Source organism: Oceanotoga sp. (genome assembly GCF_030445905.1).
In the GTDB taxonomy this organism is placed as follows: Bacteria; Thermotogota; Thermotogae; order Petrotogales; family Petrotogaceae; genus Oceanotoga; species Oceanotoga teriensis.
Genome location: NZ_JASUSU010000005.1, coordinates 1 through 23265 on the forward strand (window position 1 = coordinate 1; position 23265 = coordinate 23265).

Genomic DNA, 23265 nt, shown 5'->3' on the forward strand with positions numbered 1-23265 from the left:
TTTTATTCCTTTTTTACTTGTTTTTATTTTTGTTGCTTTTCATTTACTTGTTTTTTATTTCATATCCCTTTTTTATTGCTCTATTTTTCAAGTCACTATTTATTAATATATTTTTTTAGATATTTTCCAGTTAAAGATTCTGAACATTTAATTAAATCTTTCGGTACTCCTGAAAACATAATTTTACCTCCATTTTCTCCTGCATATGGACCTATATCAATAATCCAATCTGCTTGACAAATAATATCTAAATTATGCTCTATAACAATAAGAGTTGAATCTTTATCTACAAGATGATTCATTACATCAATTAATTTTTTCATATCAGCCATATGTAAACCTGTTGATGGTTCGTCCAACACATAAATATTACCTTTATTTTCAAGTTCAGAAGCAATTTTAATTCTTTGTAATTCTCCTCCCGAAAGAGTACTTAATGGTTGTCCTAAAGTAATATAAGTAATACCAACATCTGAAAGTCGTTTTAAAACATTTATGATTTCTTTTTCTTGGAAAAATTCTAATGCTTCTTTAATTGTCATTTTAAGAATATCAGCGATATTTTTTCCTCTTAAATTATAATTAAGTACTTCTTCAGTATAACGATTTCCATGACATTTTTCACACACTGTAACCATTGTATCCATGAATGCCAAATCAGTATAAGTAACACCTAATCCTTTACAATTAGGACAAGCTCCTTTGGAATTGAAACTAAATAAAGAGGCATTTACATTATTATTTTTTGCAAATAATTTTCTGATAATATCAAAAATTCCTGTAAAAGTTGCAATATTTGAACGTTTTGATTCTTGAATTCTTTTCTGATCAATAAAAACAGTTTCTGGATATAATTGCGACAATATCCCATTAACAAGCGTACTTTTTCCTGACCCAGCAACTCCAGTTACAACAGTCATTACTCCTTTTGGTATATCAATTGAAATATTTTTTAAATTATGCATTGTTGCATTTTTAATGGAAAGCCAACCTTTTGTACTTCGAGGAAAAGATTTTATTTTTGGTAAGTTGGCTAAACATTTTCCTGTAAGGGTATCTGATGTTTTTAGTCCTTCAAAGTTCCCTTGATATACAATTTCTCCTCCATCAATTCCGGACTTCGGTCCCATATCAATAATATAATCTGCAATTTTTATCATATCTGGATCATGTTCTACAATTAAAACAGTATTTCCTTTATCCCGTAATAATTTCATAATTTCATTAATTTTTTTTATATCATGAGGATGAAGACCTATACTTGGTTCATCAAAAATATATGTAAGATCTGTCAAACTACTCCCAAGTTGACTAATCATCTTAATTCTTTGAGATTCACCCCCTGAAAGAGTTGAAGTTTCTCTATTTAAACTCAAATAATCTAAGCCTATAGATATCATATGTTGAATTCTATTTAGAAGTTCCGAAATAATTGTATTGGAGTTCCATAATGTGGCATGCGATTACGAATAAAACTTGTGTAAGTTTCATTTAATTGTCTTTGCGACTCTGCAGCTATTGTATCAAATACTAAAGATGATTTTCCAGATCCTGAAACACCTGTAAAAACTGTAATCTCTTTTTTTGGTATCATAATATTTATATTTTTTAAATTTTTTTCTCTTGCACCTGATACTTTAATATAACTTTTCATCATTTTACCTCTCTATTTTTATATGATATGGTTAATATATGAATGGGTTAAGTATATTCTATCATTATTTTTATTTTTTTTGCAATGACCAAAATTTTTGGAATAAAATAAAATAATGTTATACTATAAGAAAATGTATATGAAAATTAATGTGAGGTAAAGAATATGGATTATAGAAAATTACAAATTGATGAAATTAATAGACAATTATTTGACAAATTTAAACGTTATCAAAAAGTCACGAAATGCTGGAGAAAAATAAATGATGAATGGATTATTAAGGATATTTCATTTATAGATCAGTGGAGTGAAGACAATTATAATGAACTAATAAAATGCCTAAAAAAAACATTAGATACTGGGGGAATCGTATACGGAGCTTTTTTAGAGAACTCTTTAAAAGGTTTTGTTTCTGTAGAAAATGGATTTATTGGTAAAAACAAAGAATACTCTGATCTTTCATCAATTCATGTATCTGAAGATATGAGGGGTCATGGTATAGGTAAAAAACTCTTTCAAATTGCTGTAGAATGGGCAAAATCTCAAGGAGCAAAAAAAATGTATATTTCTGCACATTCTGCGGTAGAATCGCAAGCATTTTATAAATCTTTAGGATGCCAAGAAGCTTTAGAATATAGTAAAGAACATGTTGAAAAAGAACCTTATGATTGCCAATTAGAATATCTTTTATAATGTATACTATATAAATATAAAAAATCATGGGGGTAAACATATGGAAATAAATAAAAAATTAAAAATTTTATCTAAAATTGGAAAAGAATTAAATAATGCCCATGTTACATGGGCAATAGGTGCTTCTTTATTACTATATTTAAAAGGATTTTTGGATGATTTTCAAGACATCGATATTATAATTGCAGAAAAAGATATAAGTAAAACTAAAAAAATATTATTAAAACTTGGAAAACTTGAACCAGAAAACCCGAATATTAAATATAAGACTAAAAAATTTCTTGAATTCAAAGTAGATTGTTTAGATATTGATATAATTGCCGGATTTACAATAGTCAATAATAATCAAAATTTCTATTTTCCATTAAAACAAGAGGATATTAAAGATTATATTGAAATTAATGGTATAAATATACCTCTTCAATCCGTAAATGAATGGAGAAATTATTATAGTTTAATGGGTAGAACTGAAAAAGTAAAAATTATAGATGATAATATAAAAAATTATCATTAATATTTTTTTATATTTGATTTTTTATGTTTTATAATAAAAATATAAGATATAATAAATGTTATTGACTCCGCAGCAGGCACTGTAGCCCAAACTCCTTTTATTCCATAAAAATATGATAGTATTAATAAAAAAGGTATTATAAATAAAAAACCTCTTGAGAAAGATATAATAAAAGATGGTTTAGACATATTAACAGATGAAAAAAATGATGCGATCACAAAATTTATTCCCATAAATAAGAATCCTACAAAATATATTTTTAAACCCGTATTAGCTATTTCAAACATCATAAAGTTGGACTCTTTATTAAATAGATTTACAATCTCTTTTGAATAAATAAAAACAAATCCATATATAATAATTCCCAAAATTAAAGCTATCATTAATGCTATTATTAAAAGAGTTTTTACATTATTTTTTAAATCCATTCCATAATTTTCACTTATTACAGGTTGAATACCTTGAGATAATCCTGTAAATATAGTCATTACAACTAATGCAACATTAGCAATTATTCCATAAGCTGCAACCCCAATATTTCCCATTAAATTCATTATTATTAAATTAAATAGAATAATTATTATACCAGAAGAGAATTCATTTAAAAAGTAAGTTATACCAAGATGAACAGTTTTTTTGAAAATTGAAAAATCTAAATTATATAACTTTAATATTTTAAAATTTTTTAATATATATTTAAATATAATAAGTATGCTAAATAAAGGAGAAAATACAGTTGCTATAGCTGCTCCTCTTATTCCAAGATCTAAAATAAATATGAAATAATAATCTAAAAATATATTCAAAATGCTACCAGATAGCATGGCGAACATTGCTAACTTTGGTTTATTATCATTTCTAATAAAACATATAAAAACATTGTTAAAAATAAAAAAACTTGAAAAAGATAAAATAATTTTTATATATGTACTTGACATATCTTTTATAACTTCGTTTGCGCCTAATATCATCGAAAGATCTTCTGAAAAAAACACTCCCAATAATGTAAATACTATACTAGCTAACAAAGAAAAAATTAGAGAATTATTAAAAATTCTATTTGTTTTTTTTATATTTTCTTTATATATAGAATATTGTATAGCCCCTCCCATTCCAATTAAAAGTCCTATTCCATTTAAAAATGAAAAAATTGGTATAGATATATTTAATGCTGCTAAACCTTCATTTCCAATTCCATTTGCAACAAAAAAAGTATCAGCTAAAACATATAAAGATATACCAATCATACTTAAAATATTAAAAATAACTTGTTTTAAAAAATTATTAATATAGTTGTTTTTTAAAACTTCTTGCATATAAACTTCTCCTTTCAATAAAAAACGTTAGAAAATCATATCCTAAGGCCTAATGATATGAGTTTCTAACGCTTTTTATTGTATACTTATCCGGCGATAAATATACAAAGCTATAATATTTAATTGTTGAAACAAATTATACCATTCTATTATTAAAAATAAATATAATTTTTATGAAAAATAATGATAAATATGCTATAATGAATGTATAAATGATATGAAAGGAGTTATTTATGAACTTAAAAACTAAAATACTTGATTCAAAAGATATCAAAAGAACTTTGATGAGATTATCGCATGAAATTGTTGAAAAAAATAAAGGTGTAGAAGATATCATCCTAATTGGTATAAAAACAAGAGGAGTATTTATAGCTCAAAGATTAAAAGATAATTTGAAATTGATCGAATCTTTTGATGTACCTGTTGGAGAACTTGATGTAACTCCTTATAGAGATGACAATAAAAAATCTGAAAACGATACAAGTAAAATAGAAGATAATTTAAATGGTAAAAAAGTTATACTTGTAGATGATGTATTATTCACAGGTAGAACTATAAGAGCTGCAATGGAAGGATTAATTAAAAGAGGAAGGCCTGAATTTATTGAACTTCTTGTTTTAGTTGATAGAGGTCATAGAGAATTTCCAGTTAGAGCAAATTATATAGGTAAAAATCTTCCAACATCAAAATCAAGAGAAGAAGTATTAGTAAAATTAGCAAATATAGACACTGACATGGAAGAAGGAGTGTATATTTTCGAAAAAGAGTAAAAATTTTCGTTTTAACTTGATTTTCACAATTTTTCTGGTATAATTTAATCAGTCGCTTGGAAAAAAATTTCACATTTTGGAGGGAGGATATCCAATGAAATTTTTAAATAAGGTTACAGCTGTTGCTAAATTACCTGAAAGAATATCAGGTTTAAAAGAGATATCTAAAAATTTATGGTGGACATGGAATTATGATTGTCAGACTTTATTTGAAGATATTGATAAAGTTCTTTGGGAAAAAACAAATCATAACCCTGTTATATTTTTGAAACAAGTAAATCAAAAAAGTCTTGATAAAGTTGTTTCAAATGATTCTTTTTTAGAAAGATATGATAACGTTTTTAGTAGCTTTAAATCATATTTACAGGAAAAGAACACTTGGTTTAATTCTACTCATAAAAATTATAACGATGGCGAAATAGCTTATTTTTGTGCTGAGTATGGACTACATGAATCATTTCCTATATACTCTGGAGGACTTGGAGTTCTTGCCGGTGATCATGTAAAAACTGCTTCAGATTTAGGTTTACCTTTTGTTGCAGTTGGTTTCTTATATAAAGAAGGATATTTCATACAAAAACTTGATTCAAATGGAAATCAAGAAAGTCATTATATTAATTATGATTTTTCGGATTTTCCTGTTGAACCCGCTAAAGATGAAAATAATGAAGATATATATATAGAAATGAATATATTGAGAAGAAAAGTATATGTAAAATTATGGAAAATAGATGTAGGCAGAGTTCCTCTGTATTTATTAGATACTGATATAGATCAAAATGATCCTGAAGATAGATTATTAACACATAGACTTTATGGTGGAGACCATGAAATGAGAATCAAACAAGAAATTCTTCTTGGAATAGCTGGTGTGAAAGCTTTAAGAAGAGTTGGAGTAAATCCTTCTGTTTGGCATATGAATGAAGGACATGCAGCATTTTTAAATCTTGAAAGAATTAGAGAATTTGCAGAAAAGGGATTAAATTTCAAGCAATCTGTTGAAGCTGTAAGATCTAATTCTATTTTTACAACTCATACACCTGTACCAGCTGGTAACGATGCTTTTCCTGTACATATGATAGAAAGATACTTTAACTATTATTGGGAGAACCTCGGTGCTTCAAGAGATGAATTCTTTAATCTTGGTTTAGAAATTAGAGAAGATGGTTCACATATGTTCTCTATGACAATACTTGCATTAAAACTAGCAGGAAGGTCTAATGGAGTTTCTGAGCTTCATGGAAAAGTATCAAGAAATTTATGGAAACATGCTTGGGAAGGTTTAGAAGCTGTTGAAGTACCTATAACTCATGTTACAAATGGTGTTCATTCAGAAACATGGATATCTAATGATTTACAAAAACTTTTTGATAAATATCTCAGTACAGATTGGAGAAATAAATTAGATGATCCAGATATTTGGAGTAAGGTAGATGACATTCCAGATGAAGAAATATGGACTATACATAAGAAATTAAAATCTGATTTAATAAGATTTTTACATGATAGAATTAAACTTCAAAGAGCAAGACATGGTGAAACAGTAGAGCAATTAAATGAAATAGAAAAAATAGGTGATAACAATATATTAACTATAGGTTTTGCAAGAAGATTTGCAACATATAAAAGAGCTACTTTAATATTCAAAGATTTAGAAAGACTCGAAAAAATATTAAACGATGAAGAAAAACCTGTACAATTAATATTTGCCGGTAAAGCTCATCCAGCAGATAAACCAGGTCAAGAGTTGATCAAAAGAATCTATGAAATTTCAAGAATGCCTAAATTTAAAAATAAAATAATTATATTAGAAAACTATGATATGAATATGGCAAGATATTTAGTAAGTGGTGTAGATATGTGGTTAAATAATCCAAGAAGACCTCATGAAGCATCTGGTACATCTGGAGAAAAAGCTGGAATGAATGGAGCTATTAATTTTTCTGTATTAGATGGTTGGTGGGTTGAAGGTTTTGATGGCAATAATGGTTGGGCAATAGGTGATAATAGGGATTATGAAGATCTTGAACTTCAAGATAAGATTGATAGTGTATCTATTTATAATCAACTGGAAAATGAAATTATCCCTAAATATTATAATACTTCAGATAAAGGATATTCACATGATTGGATTGAAGTAATGAAAAATTCTATAAAAACAGTTTCATCGTTCTTTAACACTCATAGAATGCTCAAAGAATATACACAAAAACTTTATATGCCAGCAATTGTTCAGGGAAAAAATTTCTATTCAAATGATTTTGAAATAGTAAAAGATTTTACTTATTGGAAAGAAATCTTAGAAAGAAATTGGAATTCTATAAAAATAAAAGCAGTTGTAGATACTGATTTATCAGAAGAAATTGCAGTTGGTAAAGAAATAAATGTCAATGCAGAAATATATTTACCAGGAATAGGACCAGATTCAATAACTCCAGAAATTATAATAGCAAGATTAGAAGATGAAAAAGTAGTTTCTATTAAATCTTTTGATTTAAAACTAAAAAAAGAAATTCAAAAAGATTTATATAAATTTGAAGGAACTTTCGAAATAGAAGAAAGAGGTAATTATGGTTACAATGTTAGAGTAATTGCTAATCATCCCTTTATGCCTCATAGAAATTATTTAATGAATTTCGTAAAATATCCTGAATAAAAAAATAAACCTGATTTAGATTCATCTAAATCAGGTTTTTATTTTATAATATTGGAAATCTCAAACCCTGTATATATGGATCATTTTTTTCAAACTCTCCAGAATATTCATCAACAACTTCTAAGTTTTCATAATTAACAACCGTCATATAGCATTCTCCACTATCATTTTCAGTAAAAATTGAAGGATAATACACCAAATCTTCATCATCCACTTCTTCAATATCATCATCATCTGTTATGTTAACTTCTGAAAGAATAGAATATGATTTTATATCTATTACATCTTTTATTTTTTCTAAGAAATTATTAAATGCTTCTAATTGTTCTTCGCTTTCTACTTCAAAAGGGAAATATATAGGTATTATATCTTCTATATAGTTTAAATCTTCTATATATTCTTTTAACTCAACAGCATATTCTTTATCAAAATCATTGACATATTTTATAAAATCCTCTTTAGTATTTTCATTGAGACTAGCCCATACAACTATAACAGGATGAATATGATCTTTATGTATAAAGCCATCATTCAATGCACTGTCTAAGAATAATTTATGAAACTTATCTTTCATTTTACACCTCCACTTTATTTAAGAGCATTTTGACCATCCACATGTTTTACAAGAGGTGCATCCAGACTCCATCATCAAAGAGTTTTTAGATAAACAACTTGGACAATAAGTATTTTTTTCAGAATCTATATAAACACCTTTTTCATATTTCAGACCATTAACATGAACAAATTTCTCTATATCTTCTTTAGATTTTGGTATTCCTGTTTTTATAAATTCAAAATCTCCGTTTTCTTCTTTCCATAAATTAGTAAAATCATCTATTGCTTTTTTTACTTCTTCAGCTAAGTTTTTACAATAACCGCCTTTGACTTTCTTAAGTTGTTCAATTATTTCATCAGCGGATACTCCAGCTCTAAGAGCTATTGAAGACAATCTTCCTATTATTTCTGTTGTTTCAGTTCCATCAGATAAAAATACTTCTATCGCTTCTCCATTATCATCAAAAGAAACTGTTATATAAATAGTTGAATCATCAAATTTAAATTTTCTTGTTACACTTCTAAGAGTTTCTTTTCTTGGTCTTGCTCTTAATTTGTGTTTTTCATCTAATACAAAAAATGTTATTTTCTGATCATCTTTTTTTTCTTTATTTGCCGTCAAAACTTGAGTCTGAAGACTTCCATCTCTATATATTGTAATTCCTTTAATATTTAAATCAAAAGATTTTTTATATATATCATAGACTTCTTCAACCGTTATTTCATTAGGCATATTTATCGTTTTTGAACATGAAGCATCTAAATAACTTTGAATTACATGTTGAGCTAAAAGATGATCTATTGGTTTTATATCCATAGAAGTAACAAAAACCTTTTTTAGATTTTCATCTATTTCTTCAATGTTTTGAATAGTTCCAGAATCTATTATCTTAGCTTCAAGATTTTCAGTAAGATGAGAGTTAAGTTTATTAATTAAAATATTATTTATATACGGTAAAGGCACTTTTTTACCTTCTTTATCAGTCATATATCTTATATAAGCAAGCATAAAATTAGGTTCTATTCCACTTGAAGTATCTGCTATATTAGATATAGAGCCAGTAGGAGCTATTGTATTTGTTTGTACATTTCTTTTAAAATGTTTTGCTTCATTTTTAAAATGTTCCCTTATTTTAGAATTCCATTCTTTTATAAATTCATCATATTCATCTTCAAGTAATGGCATAGGTATAAATCCATCTTTATATTTTGATTTCTCAAAAGAAGGAAAATTCCCTCTTTCTTTAGCTAATTTTGAACTTGATACATGAGAAAAATATGCTAATGCGGCTGTTGCATTCGCCATAAACTTTCTTCCTTCTTCACTGCTATAAGAAATCTCTTTTTTATATAATGTATCTGCCATTCCCATTATACCTAATCCTATAAATCTTTGATCTTTGGAGACTTCATCTATTTCCTTCAAAGGATATACATTTATATCTATTACATCATCTAAAAATCTTGTACACCAATATATTATTTCTTCAAATAATCTCTGTGAATCTGAAAAAGGATTTCCTATATCAATAATATCGATTAATTTTGATATATCAATAGATCCTAAATTACAACTTCCAAAAGGTGGCAATGGCTCTTCACCACAAGGATTGGTAGCACTTACTGGTGTATGTTCACTCATTGCATAATATTGATTATGTTTTCCAAGAAATAATAATCCTGGATCTCCTGATCTCCAAGCATTTTCAGATATTATCTTCAAAAGTTCTTCAGCTTTTATGTTTCCTTTTCTATCAGAAATATCATGTTTCAATTTTATTTCAGTGTCATTTTCTAAAGAATTTTTAAAATCTTCAACATCATCTATATTTACAGATATATTAAAATAATTTAAGACAGAGTTACCATTATTATCTTTTTTTGCTTTTATAAAATCTAAAACATCTGGATGATTATATTTCAAAACAGCCATTTGTGCAGCTCTTCTTGCTCCTCCTTGTTCTATAGTAGATGCCGATGTATTAAAAACATGCATAAAACTTATAGGCCCAGAAGATTTTCCACCAGTTCCAGCAATTGAAGAACCTTTAGGTCTTAATACAGAAAAATCATAACCAACTCCACCACCATATTTCATTATCATTGCAGATTGTTTTACAGATTCAAATATTCCATTCATAGAATCATCCATAGGTACAACAAAACAAGCTGAAAGCATATTATGTTTTGACCTTGAATCATATATTTTTTTATAATCCTGTAAAGTCATATCTTCTGAATTTTTTTGAAAAACTTCTCTATCTATAGCTTTTCCAGAGTTAAATATAGTTGGACTGTTTGGTAAAAAAACTCTTGAATTAATTAGATTAAAGTATATTTCTTCTATTCTTTTTATCTCTTTTTCATCTTTAATATAATTAATTTCAGCAGATGAAACATGTCTTGAAATTCTCCTCGCTATTTGTTCCCAAGAATCTTCCAAATAATTTCCTTCGCCATCTTTTAGAAAATATCTATCTTTTAATATTGTATAAGCATTTCTTGATATTTTCTTATTCAAAGATTTTAATTTTTCTATCATCAAACAACCCCCTTAAAAAATAATCAAAGTTATTATATCAGATTTACCAACATATAGTATTAAAAATATGTTATTTTTTAGATATGTAACAATATATAGTTTTGTGTGAAAAAGGGGTATGTATTTATTTCATAAAGTTTTCTATATCTTCAATCTCTTTTATTATTTCTTTGGATAAATTTTCACATCCATTTTCAGTTATTAGTAGATCATCTTCAATTCTTATTCCAATATTTTCTTCTGGAATATAAAGTCCGGGTTCATTAGTAATTATCATACCAGGTTCAAATTCTTTTCCTCTTTGTCCAACATCATGAGTATCAAGTCCTAAAAAATGTCCAATAGAATGAAAATAATATTTAGAAAGATCTTTTTCATCTTCTATTAATCCTAATTTTTTACATCCATCTGCAAGAAGTCTTTTTGAAAGTTCATTAAGGTTTCCCAATGTAATACCAGGTTTAGCATTATTTTCGATTTCTTTCATAGTATCTAAAATAACATTATAAATATCCTTTTGTCTTTGAGTAAATCTACCATTAACTGGAAATGTTCTTGATATATCAGCTGAATAATTATTCCATTTTGCTCCAAGATCAAAAAGAATAAGATCTCCATTAGAAGCTTTAGAATTATTAGATGAATAATGCAAAATAGCTCCATTTTTTCCTGATGCAGCAATGGTAGGAAAGGCATATTCTGTAACTCCATTTGATTTTAAAATAAAATCAAAATAAGCTTCTATTTGATATTCCATCATATCTGGTTTACTATTTTTCATCATTTCATAAATTCCATTTTTGGTTATTTCAATAGCTTTTTTAGTCATATCTATTTCATATTCATCTTTAACTATTCTTAAATCATTTATCTCATAAAATAAATTATGTATTTTTAAATGTGGATATCTTTTATTTATTTTGTTCGCATAAGTTATATCAGGATTTTTTTTATCTTCATGATTATAATTTTCAATATTAAAATAAATATTTTCATACTTAGAATTTAATAATGCATCTATATAACTATTAAAATTTTCTAAATACATTATTTTTTCTATTCCTGAGATTTCTTGAGTTTCATCAGGGCTCATCTTTTCGCCAATCCATCTTGTTAATTGTTCATCATTTTTTTCTATAAACAAATATTCTTGAGTTTTATAATTTAATTTTGTTAAAACTAATATAAATTTTTCTTCTTCTAAACCCGTTAAATAATAAAAATTATAATTTGGATGAAATTTATAATTTTCATCTGCACTTTTATGAATAGGATTCCCACAAAATATTACAGCAATAGAATTATCTTTCATATAATTTAATATTTTATTTCTTCTCTTTTGAAAAAAATGTTTCAATTTTATTCCTCCCTCTATTGATAAAATAATTATACTTTAATTATAACACGTAAGATTTTTTTCAAGTTACTTATGATAAAATTAATTTTGATACTGTATAATAAATTTAGACTTTATTATAAATGTTTTTACAAGAGGTGTATTTTTTATGCGAATTTTAGGAATTGATCCTGGTTATGGAAGAATTGGTTATGGATTATTAGATAAAACAGGAAATAAATTTAAGACTGTTAACTATGGAGTTATTTATACGGATAAAGAATTAGATTTACCTTCAAGGCTTCATCAAATTCAAAATTCCATTTATGAATTAGTAGATAAATATGAACCTGATGAATCTTCAGTTGAAGAATTATTCTTTTTTAGAAATGTTACAACCGCTATTCAAGTTGGAGAAGCAAGAGGTGTAATATTAGTTTCTTTAGTTGAGAAGAACATACCAATTTATGAATACACTCCATTTCAAATAAAACAAGCTGTAACGGGTTATGGAAGAGCTGAAAAAGGTCAAATACAAAGAACTTTAAAATTACTTTTAAATTTAAAAAAGACTCCTACTCCAGATGACGCTGCTGATGCTTTAGCTGCAGCTTTTTGTCATGGGAACTTTAGAGGTGTTAATTTTGCAAAATAATATAAATAAATTTTTTATAGATAATATAGGTTTTATTCCTTTTGATATAAAAGGAGAAATCAAAAAAGTTAATAATGGTATAGAAGATATTTATGAAATATATATAGAAAATAATAAAAATGAAGCTTTTGAAATATATTTAAAAAAATATTTAACACGTATGCTAAAATCAGAAGTAAAGATTACTCCCGTGGGTAATAATTCTGTTGAATATTTTATAGAAAATTGGCAAAAATTGATAATTGGTAATAATCTATATGAATATTTGATGCTACTACTTCCTATATTTGATGGAGAAAAAATAATTTTTAAAACATTTTCAAAATATGTTGTGACAAGATTAAAAAGAGAAAAATCAACCTTAAATTCTTTTATCGCAAGATACATAGGTAATAATATAAATTATGAATTTGAACTTGATGATAAATTAAAACCAGATTCCAAACCTATGGATTATTACTTTAATGAACCATCAAATTATTATGATAATACAGTCAATAAAATCTCTAATAAAAAAAATGATATCATAATAATTGGAAATAATTTTAAAAAAATTCATACAGATATAAGTAGCATTCAATCAACAGAAGGAAGAATTGCGGTAATAAAGGGAAAAGTTTTTTATAAAGAATTTAATGATAAAAATAATATAGTTTCTTTATATGTTACTGATAATAATGATTCTATAGTAGTAAAACATTTTGCTTCTTTAGGAGCAGAAATAAATTCAAAAGTAAATATTGGAGATATGTTATTGATCGAAGGAAGTATATTCTATGATACTTTTATAAAAGATTTTTGTGTAAAACCTTTTAATCTTGTTAAAATTCAAGAAGAGTTCAAAACTTCTGAAGATAATAATGAAAGTAAAAGAGTAGAATTACATTCTCATTCTAAGCTTTCTCAAATGGATGGGATAATAGAAGTTAAAGATTTAGTGAAAAAAGCAAAAAAATTTGGTCATAAGGCTATAGCAATAACTGATCATGGTGCTATACAAAGTATACCTCAATTTTATGATGCAGCTTCTTCAATGGAAATTAAAGCAATTTATGGATTAGAAGCTAATGTCGTAGATGATTTTATAAATATTATAAATATAAACACTGAAGATCAATTAATAGATAAATGTGAATATGTTGTTTTTGATTTTGAAACAACTGGACTTCAACCAGCGGTAAATGAAATAATTGAAATAGGAGCTGTGAAAGTAAAAAATGGTGAAGTTATTGAAAAATTTCATTCATTAATAAAACCAGAAAAATCTCTTCCACCAATAATAACTAAAATAACTGGAATAGATGAAGATATGTTAAAAGATAAAAATAGTATAGAAGAAGAATTACCAAAATTCTTGAAATTCATAGGTAATTCCATTTTGGTAGCTCATAATGCTGATTTTGATTATAGATTTTTAAGAGAATGGGTTGGAAAAGTTCAAAACAAAAAATATAAGAATACTTATATAGATACTTTATCACTTTCGAAATCTTTAATGAACCTTAGTGGTTATTCTCTCGATAAAGTTGTAAAAGGTCTTAATCTCGGCAATTTTAATCATCATAGAGCTGATGAAGATGCTCATATAACAGCTTTAGTATTTTTAAAATTAATAGAAATGGCTATGTCAAGAGGAGTTAAATATTTATCCGACTTCGATAAACTAAGAAAATTTATAGATTATAAAAGTTTAAGACCTATGCATATGACTGTTTTGGTAAAAAATAGAACAGGTCTTAAAAATCTTTATAAGCTTGTCTCAAATTCACATATAAAATATTTTTATAGAATTCCAAGAATATTAAAAAGTGAATTATCTAATCTAAGAGATGGATTATTGATAGGATCAGGTTGTGAAAACGGTGAACTTTGTCAAGCTTTTATTCGTGGTGCAACAAAAGATGAATTATTAGAAACTGCAAAATTTTTTGATTATATCGAAATAATGCCAATAGATTCTCTTGAAATCAGAGAAGAATTCTCTGATGAAAGAGCCATTGAAATGTATAAAATGATATATGAAGTCGCAAGAGAACTCGATATTCCAGCAGTAATGACTGGTAATGTTCATTATCTTGAAAAACATGAAAGAAAGTTTAGAACTGCTTTAAAAGTCGCAGATAAAAAGAGATATTATAAATCTAATAGATATTTTAGAACAACAGATGAAATGCTTGATGCAACTTTTAAAATATTTAATAATAAATCAATATGCGAAGAATTAGTTATAAAAAATAGCAATCTAATAGCAGATTCTATAGAAGAAATTCAACCTTTAAAGAAAAAATTAAATCCTCCTAATATTGAAAATGCTGAAAACCAAGTTAGAGAATTGACTATGAATAAAGCTTATGAAATGTATGGTGAAAAATTGCCTGAAATAGTTATGAAAAGACTTGAAAGAGAATTAAACTCCATAATTAAACATGGTTATTCTGTTTTATATTTAATGGCTCAAAAAATAGTAAAAAAATCTAATGATGATGGTTATCTTGTTGGTTCAAGAGGTTCTGTTGGAAGTTCTCTTGTAGCAACTATGATGGGTATAACAGAAGTTAATCCTTTACCGCCTCATTATTATTGTCCAAAATGTAAAAAAAGCATCTTTTTTACAGATGGAAAATATGGTTCTGGATATGATTTGCCAGATAAAAAATGTGAAGATTGTAATATTATGATGAAAAAAAATGGACAGGACATTCCTTTTGAAACTTTTATGGGATTTGAAGGAGATAAAATCCCTGATATAGATTTGAATTTTTCTGGAGAATATCAAGCAAGAGCACATAAATACGTTGAAGAAATGTTTGGAACGGGGCATGTTTTTAAAGCAGGAACTATATCAACAGTAGCTGAAAGAACTGCTTTTGAATATGCAAGAAAATATTCAGAAAAATACTCCGAAGTAACTGGAAAAACTCTTAGAAACTGTGAAATGCAAAGAATAGCTAATGCAATAACAGGTGTAAAAAGAACTACAGGTCAACATCCTGGTGGTTTGATGATAGTTCCAAAAGAATTTGAAATTTTTGATTTTACACCTATACAGTTTCCAGCTAATGATACAAAATCAGATGTTAAAACTACACATTTTGATTATCATGTAATACATGATGATCTCGTAAAACTTGATGCATTAGGACATGATGATCCAACATTTATAAGAATGTTGACTGATCTGACAGGAATATCTCCATTTGATATTCCCATGGATGATAAAAAAACTATGAGTATATTCTCATCAACTCAAACCTTAAATATAGATTTAAAAAACGAATTAAATACGACTGTTGGTTCTCTTGGAATCCCTGAATTTGGAACAAATTTTGTTCGAAGAATGCTTGAAGACACTAGACCAAAAACATTCGCTGAACTCGTTAGAATCTCAGGGTTATCACATGGTACTGATGTTTGGTCAGGAAATGCAAAAAATTATATAGATGATGGAATTGCAACTTTAAATGATGTAATAGCTTGTAGAGACGATATAATGAATTATTTAATATTAAAAGGTGCAGATCCAAAGAAATCTTTCTTCATAATGGAAAAAGTTAGAAAAGGAAAAGGTTTAACCCCCGAAGATGAAGAACTTATGAAAAATGTAAAAGTACCCGAATGGTTTTTAAATTCTTGTAAAAAAATCAAATATTTGTTTCCTAAAGCACATGCTGCTGCTTATGTTTCCATGGCTTTTAGAATTGCTTGGTTTAAAGTACACAAACCTTTAGCATTTTATGCAACTTATTTTAGTGTAAAAGGCGATGAATTTAATCTTGAAGTAATAATAAAAGGAAAGGATTCTATAAAAAGAAGATTAATGGAACTTAGAAGTATGGAATTAGATGTAAAGAAAAAAAATGAAAGAACTGTTTTAGAAATAGCTTTAGAAATGCTATTAAGAGGATTTTCATTTAAAAACGTTGATCTTTATAGATCAGATTCTAAAAAATTTTTAATAGATGGTAAAAGCTTAATAATTCCTTTTATAAAAATTCCTAATTTAGGTGAAAAAGCCGCTAAAAGCGTAATTGTAGCAAGAAATAAAGGTGAATTTCAATCTATAGAAGAATTGATTTCAAGAACTGGTGTAAATAAATCTAATATAGAAACTTTAAAAGACATGAAAATATTAGATGGATTACCAGATAAAAATCAAATGTCTTTATTCGGTGGTATATAATGGAAGGTTTTATAAGTTTAAAACAATTAAAAAAATTAACTGAATTTGTGGACTCTTTTTGTGGTACAACTGAACCTTCTCATAGAAAAGTTACTTTTTTTTATGATAAAGGTTTAAAAGTTTATGCCAGTGATGGATGTGCAAAAATGTTGATGAACTTTTCAAGAGATTTTTTACCTTTTGATGGGGTATCAATAATTCCAATAAGATATTTAAAAGGTTTATTAAGGGGAAGCAAAAATCAAAAAAATTCAATAGTAAAATTGAGTATATTAGAAGACAAATTAGAGATAGAATATGATGATATGACATTATCTGCACAAATTCAAAAAGAAGAAGAAATTCCTTATATTTTAAAAGAATTTACTCCTTTAAAAACTTTGAATATAAAAGATTTTTATAACACACTTGATTATGTATCTGTTTCTGCTAATGAAGATGATTTTATAGAAATATATACTGATAAAAATTTGTTGAATTTTAGATATCAGAATCAATTTTACATTTTACAATCTTCGATAAAAGATTTTAATCAAGAAATAAACATAAAAATTCCTTTTACAAGTGCAAGGCATATAGTAAAATCATTAAAAAAATTAAATAAAAATAATAATATTGCAATTGGTTATAAAAATGAAACTTTATTGATATATGCCCCAGGATTAATAATGAATATATGTTCTAAAGAAAATGATTTTTTAAAAATAAACTTTTCAAAATCTATTTTAGAAAAATTACAAATAGATCCAACACACTTAAAAAAAGCTCTTGATAAATTTTATATATCTTTTTCAAAAAATAATATATCCTATTTAATTTTTAAACAAGATCATAGTTTTTTATATAAAAAAGAAAATGATTCAAATATATCTTGGAAACTACCTTATTCAACTATAAATCAATATTTAATTAAAATTCATATAAGAAAATTAAGATCCTATTTATCAAGAATGAAAGGTAAAATAACTTTGTTTTTTTATGAGGATAGAATAATGATAAAAGATAAAAATGACTTTATAGCTATAATGTTTATTGAAGAAATTAAATTGGTTATTTAATGATAAATTACTTTTGAAAAAAAGTTTAAAATTTCTTAATCTAAAATAGTTGAAATGAAAAATTTATAGTATATAATAAAAACAGGTTGCAATTAGCAACTTGTTTTTATTATATAATTCCGACTTTTTTTATACTAATTCCAAGGGGGAATTAAATTGTTTAATTTTATAAAAGATTTCTTTAAAATATTTCAAAATGCCAATAAAGATCTTTCAATGTATTTAAAAAAAGATCCAACAGCAAGTTCAAAAGCAAAAGTTTTTTTTACTTCAACAGCATTTCATGGCCTGTTAAATTATAGATTTTCACATTTTTTCTATAAATATAAATTATATTTTATATCTTATTTAATCCATATTTTCGGAAAAATTCTTTATTCAATGGAAATTCATCCAGCAGCTGAATTAGAGGCTGGAATAGTAATAGATCATGGTTTTGGAATAGTAATTGGTGAAACTGCTAAAGTTGGTGAAGGAACTTTAATATATCATGGAGTAACTCTTGGTTCTAAAAAAGTTGTAAAAGGTAAAAGACATCCAGAAATAGGAAAAGATGTTATGTTGGGATCTGGAGCAAAAATTTTAGGACCTATTTTTGTAGGAAATGGTTCAATAATAGGTTCTAACTCTGTTGTATTGATGGATATTCCTCCAAAATCTCTAGCTGTTGGAATTCCTGCAAAAATCAAAAAAATTAATTGTACTTCAAATTCTGTAATGTATTTAAATGATAAAAGTTCAAATGCCGACTTCATAATATAAGGAGGAATTAAATATGATATATACAGCTATAGGAAATACCCCTATAATTACTTTATCTAATATTGTAAAAAAAGGCCAAATTTTTATAAAACTTGAAAAAAATAATCCTGCTGGAAGTGTTAAAGATAGACCAGCATTTTTTATGATTCAAGATGCTGAGAAAAATGGTTTTTTAGGCCCTCATCAAAAAATAATTGTAGAGCCAACAAGCGGTAATACTGGAATTGCATTGGCTTCTATTGGAATAAGTAAAGGATATGAAGTTATTTTAACTATGCCTGAAAGTATGAGTCATGAAAGAAGAAAAGTTTTGGAATTACTTGGAGCGAAATTAGTATTAACTCCTGCTGAAAAAGGTATGAAAGGATCAATTGAAAAAGCTTTAGAAATTAAAAATGAATTAAATGCTTTTATGCCAAATCAATTTGAAAATCCAGCAAATCCAAAAGCACATGAAATTACAACTGGTCCTGAAATACTAAAACAAATGGATTTCAATTTAGATGGCTTTGTTGCAGGTGTTGGAACTGGCGGAACTATTTCAGGAATCGGTAAAGTACTCAGAAATTTCTTTGGAGAATGCATAAATATAAGTGCTGTTGAACCTTATGAATCAGCTGTATTATCAGGCGAAAATCCTGGAAAACATAAAATACAAGGTATTGGTGCTGGTTTTATTCCTAAAAATTTAAATTTAGAGATTTTAGATGAAATAATAAAAATAGAAAGTGATGAAGCCTTAGAATATCAAAAAAGATTAGCAAAAGAAGAAGGTTTATTTGTCGGTATTTCATCTGGTGCTAATGTAGCTGCAGCTATAAAATTATTGAAAAAACTCGGAGATAATAGAAGAATATTAACAATAGCTTGTGATTCTGGTGAAAGATATATGAGTTTATTATAAAATTATTATAAAAAGGGCTTTATATAGCCCTTTTTTTGTAATTAAAATGTTATATTGATTTTTATATAAAATGATAAAATATAAGATGCGATTATTTTAATAGGAGGAATTTTTATGAAAGAAAAATATTGCTCTTTTTGTGGAAAATCTCAAGAAGAAGTAAATGCATTAATAGCTGGTCCAAATGGAATATATATATGTGATGAATGTATAGATCTTTTTGGTGATCTAATAGAAGATAATTTAAATAAAGAGACAAAAAAAGATATTAAAAACTTAAATGATATTCCAACACCAAAACTAATAAAATCAGAACTTGACAAATATATAGTCGGTCAAGATAAAGCTAAAAAAATAATTTCTGTTGCTGTTTATAATCATTATAAAAGAATTGCTGCGGGAAAAAACTTTGAAGACATTGAAATAGATAAATCAAATGTTTTAATGGTTGGCCCTACTGGAACTGGAAAAACTTTAATAGCTCAAACCTTAGCAAGAATTTTAGATGTTCCTTTTGCAATTGCTGATGCAACTCCATTAACAGAAGCAGGATATGTTGGAGATGATGTTGAAAATATTATTTTAAGACTCTTACAATCGGCTAACTTCGATGTTGAAAAAGCTCAAAAAGGAATAATATATATAGATGAAATCGATAAAATAACAAGAAAATCACCAAATCCTTCAATAACAAGAGATGTTTCAGGTGAAGGAGTTCAACAAGCCTTGTTAAAGATAGTAGAAGGTACTGTTGCTAATATTCCCCCTCAAGGTGGTAGAAAACATCCTTATCAAGAGTTCATAAAAGTTGATACTTCAAATATATTATTTATAGCAGGTGGAGCTTTTGATGGTCTTGTAGATATTATTAAAAAAAGAACACAATCATCAACAATGGGTTTTGGTGCAGATATAAAATCAAAGAAAGCCTTAAGAGATGGTGAATTTTTATCTATGGCAACACCTGATGATTTAGTTCATTTTGGATTGATTCCAGAATTTGTAGGAAGATTTCCTGTTTTGAGTACTTTAGGTGATTTAAATGAAAATGATTTAGTTAGAATAATTAAAGAACCAAAAAATGCCATTTTAAAACAATATACAAAAATGTTGGATTTAGATGATATAGAAATAGAATTTACAGATGATGCATTAATAGAAATCGCAAAAACAGCTTTAAAAAGAGGCACTGGTGCAAGAGCCTTAAAAAGTGTTTTTGAAGAAGTTATGATTGATATAATGTATGATGCACCAGATATAAAAGATGAAATTGATAAAATAATAATAGATGAAAATGTTGTAAAGAATGAAAAACAAGCTATATTAATAAAGAAAAAATCTGCTTGAGGTGATCATATGGAACCTATAATATTAGGAATTGAAACATCCTGCGATGAAACATCTGTAGCTTTATTAAAAGGAAAACACGAAATATTATCTGATATAATCATCTCTCAAATAGATATACATAAAATTTTTGGTGGTGTAGTACCAGAAGTAGCTTCAAGAAAACATATAGATTTTTTATATAAAATAACAAAAGAAGTATTTCAAAAAGCAAATATTAAATATGATGATATAGATGCAATTGCAGTTACTTATGGTCCTGGATTAGTAGGCTCTTTACTTATGGGTTTAAATTTTGCTAAATCTTTAAGTTTTTCTTTAAATAAACCTTTAATAGGAGTTAATCATTTAATGGGTCATATTTATGCAAATTTTTTAGCTTTTAAAGACTTAAAACCACCTTTTATTGTTTTATTAGTTTCTGGTGGCCATACAATGATAATACATGCAAAAGATTATATGGATTTTGAAATAATTGGGAAAACTAGAGATGATGCTGCTGGAGAAGCTTTTGATAAAGTTTCTAAAATGATGAATACAGGTTATCCAGGTGGACCCGTAATAGATAGACTGGCAAAAATGGGTAAAAATATATATAAATTTCCTAAACCATTATATAATAATGGTTATGATTTTTCTTTTTCTGGATTAAAAACTTCTGTATTATATTTTTTAAAAGAACATAGTCAAGCAAATATCGAAGATATTGCTTGTTCATTTCAAGAATCTCTAATAGATACCCTTGTACATAAAGTTGTTAAATATTCAAATGATTCTGGAGTTAAAAAAGTAGTTATAGCCGGTGGTGTTGCAGCTAATTCTTTATTGAGATCTAAATTTGATGGAATAAAAAATATAAATATTTATTATCCAAATCTGAAATATTGTACAGATAATGCCGCTATGATAGCAAGAGCAGGATATGAAAAATTTATAAGAAATCAATTTTCAGATTTAAATTTAGATGCTATACCTAATTTAGGACTTAAGGAGTTATAAAATGGATTTAATTAACAAAAAAGGGCTTGCACCAATGGCAGATTATAGTGATTATATATTCAGAAAAATCTGTGTAGATCATGGAGCTGAATTTACAATCACAGAAATGATATCCTCAGATGCTATAATAAAAAATATAAAACCAACTTTCAAACTTTTACCACATGAAGATGAAAAAAATATTGGAATCCAATTATTTGGAAATTCTCCATCTGTAATGTCAGATGCTGCTAAAATAGTTGAAAATTACGGTGATTGGATAGATATAAATGCCGGCTGTCCAGTAAAAAAAGTTGTTAAAAGAGGTGCTGGTTCAGCATTATTAAAAGATTTAGATAATTTATCAAATATAATATTCTCTATAAAAAAGAAGGTTAGCATTCCAGTAGGAGTAAAAGTAAGAATCGGTTATGATAGTTTTATTTTAGATGAAATACAAAAAAAAGTAGAAGATGCTGGTGCGGATTATTTAATAATACACGGAAGAACAAGAGAAGAATTTTATAAAGGAATTGCAAGAAGAGATTTTTTCCCAAATATAAAAGAAAAATCTAAAATACTTATAGGCGGTTCTGGAGATATATTTGAAAAAGAAGATATAGATTATTATTTAAATGAAATTAAAACTGATTTTATAATAATCGCAAGAGGTGCAATAGGAAACCCTTGGATTTTTGAAAATAAAATTCCAAATATCCATGAAAAATTTGAATTATGTTTAAAACATTTAGATTCTTTGATATTAGATTCAAAAAATGAAAAAAATGGTGTAGACAGATTTAAAAAATTTTTAGTTGGATATACTAAAGGTATAAAAGGTTCAAAAGAATTAAGAAGTAATCTATCAAAACTTTCTTCTTTTAAAGAAGTCAAATCACATTTAAATGATATTTTAACAATAAATGAATTACACAACTTGTAGAATAAAAAGCGAATTTAATAATTCGCTTTTTATTTATGCTTGCTCATCAAAAAGAATTCCTTCTAAATCATTTAATGCTTTGGCAAGTTTTATAGAAGTTTCAGGTGGTATCTGTCTTATAACTTCTTTAGTATCCTTATCAACAATCTTTACAACAACCATATCAACATCATCATTAACTTCAAATTTTGCTTCAGAATTAAAAATTTTCTGAATTTTATCGAGCTTTTTTTGAAGTATATTTGTGATATCTTTTAAAGATGAATTGTTTTCAGAATTTTTTTCTTGATTTTTGGTATATTTTCCAATTTCATCTTTTTGAATGGGTGTTTTGTTAATTTTATTATCATATTTCTGATAATTATTCATAGAAACATCCCTGATTTCCATATTAACCCCTCC

The 23265-nt window shown here is 26.4% G+C and carries 17 protein-coding genes and 1 pseudogene; 12 read left to right on the top strand and 6 right to left on the bottom strand.

The window, feature by feature from the left end; translation table 11 throughout:
• Positions 1-95 precede the first annotated feature (95 nt).
• Positions 96-1657 (bottom strand): annotated as a pseudogene (locus PWP28_RS02195) (ATP-binding cassette domain-containing protein).
• 162 nt (positions 1658-1819) lie between these two features.
• Here PWP28_RS02195 and PWP28_RS02205 point away from each other — a divergent pair.
• Together PWP28_RS02205 and PWP28_RS02210 are read left to right on the top strand one after the other, a co-directional pair.
• A complete protein-coding gene (locus tag PWP28_RS02205; RefSeq protein ID WP_109603493.1) occupies positions 1820-2347 on the top strand; it encodes a GNAT family N-acetyltransferase in 528 nt (175 codons plus the stop codon).
• A gap of 40 nt (positions 2348-2387) precedes the next feature.
• Positions 2388-2861: a hypothetical protein gene (locus tag PWP28_RS02210; RefSeq protein WP_308644188.1), complete on the top strand. Its 474-nt coding sequence runs from the start codon at positions 2388-2390 to the stop codon at positions 2859-2861.
• Here the strand turns inward: PWP28_RS02210 and PWP28_RS02215 are convergent.
• The gene (locus PWP28_RS02215) at positions 2858-4177 is read right to left on the bottom strand and encodes an MATE family efflux transporter (RefSeq protein WP_308644189.1); all 1320 of its coding nucleotides are present in this window, start codon (positions 4175-4177) and stop codon (positions 2858-2860) included. The two genes, PWP28_RS02210 and PWP28_RS02215, sit on opposite strands and share 4 nt — an antisense overlap.
• Before the next feature lie 233 nt (positions 4178-4410).
• Between PWP28_RS02215 and pyrR the strand changes: the two genes are divergently transcribed.
• On the top strand, positions 4411-4947 hold the full coding sequence (gene pyrR / locus PWP28_RS02220) for a bifunctional pyr operon transcriptional regulator/uracil phosphoribosyltransferase PyrR (RefSeq protein ID WP_109603496.1): 537 nt from the start codon (positions 4411-4413) through the stop codon (positions 4945-4947).
• A 94-nt stretch (positions 4948-5041) separates the two neighbouring features.
• Positions 5042-7603 carry an alpha-glucan family phosphorylase gene (glgP, locus tag PWP28_RS02225; protein ID WP_109603497.1) on the top strand — a complete coding sequence of 854 codons (2562 nt, stop codon included), beginning with the start codon at positions 5042-5044 and terminating at the stop codon, positions 7601-7603.
• Between the two features lie 43 nt (positions 7604-7646).
• On the opposite strand, the gene PWP28_RS02230 is transcribed toward glgP, so the two are convergent.
• The 3 genes from PWP28_RS02230 to PWP28_RS02240 form a co-directional block, all read right to left on the bottom strand.
• Positions 7647-8177 carry a hypothetical protein gene (locus PWP28_RS02230; RefSeq protein WP_109603498.1) on the bottom strand — a complete coding sequence of 177 codons (531 nt, stop codon included), beginning with the start codon at positions 8175-8177 and terminating at the stop codon, positions 7647-7649.
• 18 nt (positions 8178-8195) lie between these two features.
• Positions 8196-10700 carry an adenosylcobalamin-dependent ribonucleoside-diphosphate reductase gene (locus PWP28_RS02235; RefSeq protein WP_308644190.1) on the bottom strand — a complete coding sequence of 835 codons (2505 nt, stop codon included), beginning with the start codon at positions 10698-10700 and terminating at the stop codon, positions 8196-8198.
• A 124-nt stretch (positions 10701-10824) separates the two neighbouring features.
• Positions 10825-12057: an aminopeptidase P family protein gene (locus PWP28_RS02240; protein ID WP_308644191.1), complete on the bottom strand. Its 1233-nt coding sequence runs from the start codon at positions 12055-12057 to the stop codon at positions 10825-10827.
• A gap of 148 nt (positions 12058-12205) precedes the next feature.
• Between PWP28_RS02240 and ruvC the strand changes: the two genes are divergently transcribed.
• From ruvC to PWP28_RS02280, 8 genes are all read left to right on the top strand, one after another.
• Positions 12206-12691 carry a crossover junction endodeoxyribonuclease RuvC gene (ruvC, locus tag PWP28_RS02245; protein ID WP_109603500.1) on the top strand — a complete coding sequence of 162 codons (486 nt, stop codon included), beginning with the start codon at positions 12206-12208 and terminating at the stop codon, positions 12689-12691.
• Complete coding sequence (locus PWP28_RS02250) at positions 12681-16871, top strand: PolC-type DNA polymerase III (protein ID WP_308644192.1); 4191 nt, start codon at positions 12681-12683, stop codon at positions 16869-16871. Before ruvC ends, PWP28_RS02250 begins: the two co-directional genes overlap by 11 nt.
• Complete coding sequence (locus tag PWP28_RS02255; RefSeq protein ID WP_109603502.1) at positions 16871-17929, top strand: hypothetical protein; 1059 nt, start codon at positions 16871-16873, stop codon at positions 17927-17929. Before PWP28_RS02250 ends, PWP28_RS02255 begins: the two co-directional genes overlap by 1 nt.
• A gap of 156 nt (positions 17930-18085) precedes the next feature.
• On the top strand, positions 18086-18691 hold the full coding sequence (epsC, locus tag PWP28_RS02260) for a serine O-acetyltransferase EpsC (protein ID WP_308644193.1): 606 nt from the start codon (positions 18086-18088) through the stop codon (positions 18689-18691).
• Positions 18692-18704: 13 nt separating this feature from the next.
• A complete protein-coding gene (cysK, locus tag PWP28_RS02265; RefSeq protein ID WP_308644194.1) occupies positions 18705-19595 on the top strand; it encodes a cysteine synthase A in 891 nt (296 codons plus the stop codon).
• Positions 19596-19709: 114 nt separating this feature from the next.
• Positions 19710-20942: an ATP-dependent Clp protease ATP-binding subunit ClpX gene (gene clpX / locus PWP28_RS02270; RefSeq protein WP_308644195.1), complete on the top strand. Its 1233-nt coding sequence runs from the start codon at positions 19710-19712 to the stop codon at positions 20940-20942.
• 9 nt (positions 20943-20951) lie between these two features.
• Positions 20952-21941 (top strand): tRNA (adenosine(37)-N6)-threonylcarbamoyltransferase complex transferase subunit TsaD, encoded by a 990-nt coding sequence (gene tsaD / locus PWP28_RS02275; protein WP_109603505.1) that lies wholly within the window; start codon positions 20952-20954, stop codon positions 21939-21941.
• A gap of 1 nt (position 21942) precedes the next feature.
• Positions 21943-22863 (top strand): tRNA-dihydrouridine synthase, encoded by a 921-nt coding sequence (locus PWP28_RS02280; RefSeq protein ID WP_109603506.1) that lies wholly within the window; start codon positions 21943-21945, stop codon positions 22861-22863.
• 33 nt (positions 22864-22896) lie between these two features.
• On the opposite strand, the gene PWP28_RS02285 is transcribed toward PWP28_RS02280, so the two are convergent.
• Positions 22897-23253, bottom strand: coding sequence for a flagellar protein FlaG (locus tag PWP28_RS02285; RefSeq protein ID WP_109603507.1), 357 nt, complete (start codon positions 23251-23253; stop codon positions 22897-22899).
• Positions 23254-23265 lie beyond the last annotated feature (12 nt).

What these genes read in the sequence shown, in the direction of transcription:
- PWP28_RS02280 (WP_109603506.1), top strand. Translation starts at nt 21,943, where the DNA reads ATGGATTTAATTAACAAAAAAGGGCTTGCACCAATGGCAGATTATAGT.
- PWP28_RS02230 (WP_109603498.1), bottom strand. Translation starts at nt 8,177, where the DNA reads ATGAAAGATAAGTTTCATAAATTATTCTTAGACAGTGCATTGAATGAT.
- PWP28_RS02255 (WP_109603502.1), top strand. Translation starts at nt 16,871, where the DNA reads ATGGAAGGTTTTATAAGTTTAAAACAATTAAAAAAATTAACTGAATTT.
- ruvC (WP_109603500.1), top strand. Translation starts at nt 12,206, where the DNA reads ATGCGAATTTTAGGAATTGATCCTGGTTATGGAAGAATTGGTTATGGA.
- PWP28_RS02235 (WP_308644190.1), bottom strand. Translation starts at nt 10,700, where the DNA reads ATGATAGAAAAATTAAAATCTTTGAATAAGAAAATATCAAGAAATGCT.
- cysK (WP_308644194.1), top strand. Translation starts at nt 18,705, where the DNA reads ATGATATATACAGCTATAGGAAATACCCCTATAATTACTTTATCTAAT.
- pyrR (WP_109603496.1), top strand. Translation starts at nt 4,411, where the DNA reads ATGAACTTAAAAACTAAAATACTTGATTCAAAAGATATCAAAAGAACT.
- PWP28_RS02285 (WP_109603507.1), bottom strand. Translation starts at nt 23,253, where the DNA reads ATGGAAATCAGGGATGTTTCTATGAATAATTATCAGAAATATGATAAT.
- clpX (WP_308644195.1), top strand. Translation starts at nt 19,710, where the DNA reads ATGAAAGAAAAATATTGCTCTTTTTGTGGAAAATCTCAAGAAGAAGTA.
- glgP (WP_109603497.1), top strand. Translation starts at nt 5,042, where the DNA reads ATGAAATTTTTAAATAAGGTTACAGCTGTTGCTAAATTACCTGAAAGA.
- tsaD (WP_109603505.1), top strand. Translation starts at nt 20,952, where the DNA reads ATGGAACCTATAATATTAGGAATTGAAACATCCTGCGATGAAACATCT.
- PWP28_RS02215 (WP_308644189.1), bottom strand. Translation starts at nt 4,177, where the DNA reads ATGCAAGAAGTTTTAAAAAACAACTATATTAATAATTTTTTAAAACAA.
- PWP28_RS02205 (WP_109603493.1), top strand. Translation starts at nt 1,820, where the DNA reads ATGGATTATAGAAAATTACAAATTGATGAAATTAATAGACAATTATTT.
- PWP28_RS02210 (WP_308644188.1), top strand. Translation starts at nt 2,388, where the DNA reads ATGGAAATAAATAAAAAATTAAAAATTTTATCTAAAATTGGAAAAGAA.